Source organism: Pannonibacter carbonis (assembly GCF_003012935.1).
Taxonomy (GTDB): domain Bacteria; phylum Pseudomonadota; class Alphaproteobacteria; order Rhizobiales; family Stappiaceae; genus Pannonibacter; species Pannonibacter carbonis.
In genome coordinates, this window is sequence record NZ_PUDR01000030.1 from 1 (window position 1) to 3,249 (window position 3,249).

At 55.1% G+C, this 3,249-nt stretch carries 3 protein-coding genes; all 3 read left to right on the forward strand.

Annotated features, from left to right (window positions below; translation table 11 throughout):
• Nucleotides 1-142: 142 nt before the first annotated feature.
• Complete coding sequence (locus tag C8348_RS21810) at nucleotides 143-826, forward strand: AAA family ATPase (RefSeq protein WP_198647184.1); 684 nt, start codon at nucleotides 143-145, stop codon at nucleotides 824-826.
• Nucleotides 826-2,193, forward strand: a complete 1,368-nt coding sequence (locus C8348_RS21815) for a 5-methylcytosine restriction system specificity protein McrC (RefSeq protein WP_106755420.1) — start codon at nucleotides 826-828, stop codon at nucleotides 2,191-2,193. The genes C8348_RS21810 and C8348_RS21815 overlap by 1 nt, the downstream gene beginning before the upstream one ends.
• Nucleotides 2,194-2,555: 362 nt before the next feature.
• Nucleotides 2,556-3,158, forward strand: coding sequence for a hypothetical protein (locus tag C8348_RS21820; RefSeq protein WP_157950505.1), 603 nt, complete (start codon nucleotides 2,556-2,558; stop codon nucleotides 3,156-3,158).
• The last annotated feature ends 91 nt before the right edge of the window (nucleotides 3,159-3,249 follow it).

Below are 3,249 nucleotides of genomic sequence, written 5' to 3' on the forward strand. Positions count from 1 at the left end.
CGCCCGCATACTGCCCATGGCGGACAACCACCCGCCGTGGTCTACTTCAACGCAACCCAAACCGATCAGCAGGTGCAGGCAGTAGCTTAAATCATCCGGAAATCTGTCCAAGAGTCGGGGAGTAGCTCAATATGAAGACTTCATGGAAGGCTTCATGCCGAAAGACGGTGGAGGCTTCGAGCTCCATAAGAAGGTGTTTCCGCTGCTTTGCGATGATGCCGCAGAGCTGCCAGATGAAACTTTCGTCTTGGTGATTGATGAGATCAGTCGGTGCGACGTAGCTCGCGTCTTTGGGGAAGCGCTCACATATATGGAAGTCGATAAGCGCGGCCTACCTTGCCTGATGGCATCGGGGAGCATGCACGTCGTTCCCTCTAATCTGATCATCCTCGCAACCATGAATCCGTGGGACAAAGGCGTTGACGAAATGGATGTCGCACTTGAACGTCGGTTTGCACAGATCGACGTTCCGCCAAGCGTTCCGGCTCTCCGTAAGATCCTCCTAAGCCACGGCGCTGATGGAAATTTTGTGGACTTGGTTGCGGCTTTTTTCGATGGGGTTTTGAAAATCGAAGATGAATCGGTCCATCTCGGGCACGCATATTTTAATAATTGCTTGGATGAAGCGAGTGCACGCCGCGTATGGGATTATCGGCTGCTACCCTTCTTCAAGAAGGCATGCCGACTTGACAAGGACCTCTTGCAACGAATTCGAAGGATGTGGTTGAACGTCGTTCCCGAGCCACTGCAACAGGCAACAGCGCAGACTGGAATTGAAAGCGGTGCCCCAGTACAGCCGACTGGCCAAGCCAACCAGGCCGAATAATGAGCTCGGAAGGCCTTGCCCCTCTCGCAAGACTTATGGCGGATCGTGGCTTCGGTGCTTCGCTCCGCACAGGGCGGCAGATCATCGCCGCGTCCGAACAGGAAACTATAATCTTACCGACCGAGCTATTGAAACCGGATGGAGCTCTCGATGTCTACGACGACATCATGACCCTTTTCCGTCCTACATATCACAAAAACCGTCCCGCTATCCAATGTGGCGGTTGGATCGGCTACATCCCCTTGAACGACGCATTTGCCTTGGAAGTCGCATCAAGGGTTCCTATTGGCAACCTTGAGCGGCTGGTAGGAATGGCGGCAGGTTACACGCCTAACATTCTGCGTCGCCACGCTCGGCAGTTTGCCCAAGCTGATGGACAGCCCGCATCGCTGGTCGAGATACTTTCCGATCAGTTGCTTACGAGTTTCGACCGGATCTGTGAACTTGGCCTTTTGAAAGCCTATACCCGCGAGAAACGACTGAGTTCATTTCCCGTTGGTCGGATTTACCCCTTTGAAAGCGCATGGCGAGCTGAGAAACTCGGCAAGCCCGTCGCCGTATCGTCCTCTTTTCAAAGGACATCGGATTGCGGTGCCAATCGTGTCCTGCGGTATGCATTCGAGAAACTGCTCGCCAGATATATCGGAACTACGGAGGATCGGCAGCGGCCACGACTACAAAAGCTTAAGCGTGCCGTTGATCGGCTTGAGGCTATTTCCACACCCGCGAAGGCTGAGCTGACACCATCTGCAATTGCGGGCATCATCGGGCACTTGCCCAGAGAGCGCCAAGATTACGCTGACGCGATGATGATTGCACAATTGATCATATTCGACGCGAGTTTATCTATCCGGGGAACTGGTGAGGTTGCTCTTCTTCCTTCACTCCTAATAGACATGTCGAAAGTTTTTGAAGACTACGCTAGGCGAGTTCTCTCTGATGGCTTCCAAAACGACGACCGCGTAGCGATCAAAGATGGAAATCGAGGTGGCGAGCAAGGGGCGAAAGCCATGCTGTTCGACCCTATCCAGCCGGGCCTGAAGAACCCGACAGTAACGCCGGACATTGTAATCGAGATTGATTCCGCGACTTCGATCATCATCGATGCGAAGTATAAAGGGGCACCAAAGATCCCTGATCGGAACGACATAAACCAGGTCGTTCTCTATGGTGCAAAATACGGCGCACAGCATGTAATGTTGCTACACGCGGGCCGTCCAAATGGCCGCTCACATGTCGAATTGTGCGGAAAAGTTGGAGATTTCAGCGTCTACAATGGAATGATCGACTTAGATGCATCAGTAATCGAGGAAGAGGAAGCAGGTTTCGTCAAGGCCATCGCATCCATTCTGGGCAGTCCTGACTGACAAGCGGCGCATACGCTTGTATTCTGATCTTGACCTTTCTCCGCCGACGATCGAGCATAGAAAAACCGCCATCACAGGGCTCGCAACCCTCCGGCGGTTTTCACAGGATGTTCAAGAATGCTGAACGACATTGCTGAGATTGTAAAGCCGCCGTTGACGGCCAGTTGAGCGCCCGGCGCGGATATTCACCATCCGAAGCCGCGCCGAAGACTGTTTTTCAAAACCAAATTGTTGACAACGCCCCGTCTGGTCTCGCGAAACGCCGTGCGGACGCTGCCGCTGCGCGTGCTATCATCAGGAAGGCCGCGAACGATCCTGCGCAGAAGACGCATGGCAGGGTCCTGCGGTCGAATACGGGCTGGATGCTCGATCCGATCGTCTGGGCGAAGCGGTCTGGTGCCATGAAACGGCTGACACAACAGACGGAGCGCATTGCGTCGGCGCTGACGCGGGCGGGCATTGACGTGACCCGAGAGGGCGAGGTGACGCTGATATCGGCAGTCACCGGGATCGTGGAGACAATGGCATCATACCGGGCGTGCCGCTTCCTGCCGACGATCGCCGCTCGCGATCGCAGGCCCATGGTCAACGGCCTGAAGCTCTTCATGATCGGGCATGAGAATTCCAGGTTCTTCAGATACGCCGTCATGACATGTGCGGAGCCGGTCCCCGCATTCGGCGATCTCCGGAAAGCGATTCAGAAACTGTCCCGGCGCATCACTAGATGGTCGAGCTACATCAACAAGCCTGTCGATAAGCGTGGCGGCGGGTACGATGTGAAGGTCTTATTCAGAGGGATAGAATTCACCCGGGCAACGGCGGAAGAGCGCGGCATGACCGACCGATATCCGCCGGAGACTGTCCTGTACCACGTCCATGCGAATGTCATCTACTGGCCGACTCGCGCCATGCGCTCCGGCGAGTGGGTGAGCTACTCCCCGACTCTTGGACAGATTTCCGGATGATTTAAGCTACTGCCTGCACCTGCTGATCGGTTTGGGTTGCGTTGAAGTAGACCACGGCGGGTGGTTGTCCGCCATGGGCAGTATGCGGGCG

Coding starts and splice junctions, on each gene's coding strand:
- C8348_RS21810 (WP_198647184.1), top strand. CDS start 143: ATGGAAGGCTTCATGCCGAAAGACGGTGGAGGCTTCGAGCTCCATAAG.
- C8348_RS21815 (WP_106755420.1), top strand. CDS start 826: ATGAGCTCGGAAGGCCTTGCCCCTCTCGCAAGACTTATGGCGGATCGT.
- C8348_RS21820 (WP_157950505.1), top strand. CDS start 2,556: ATGCTCGATCCGATCGTCTGGGCGAAGCGGTCTGGTGCCATGAAACGG.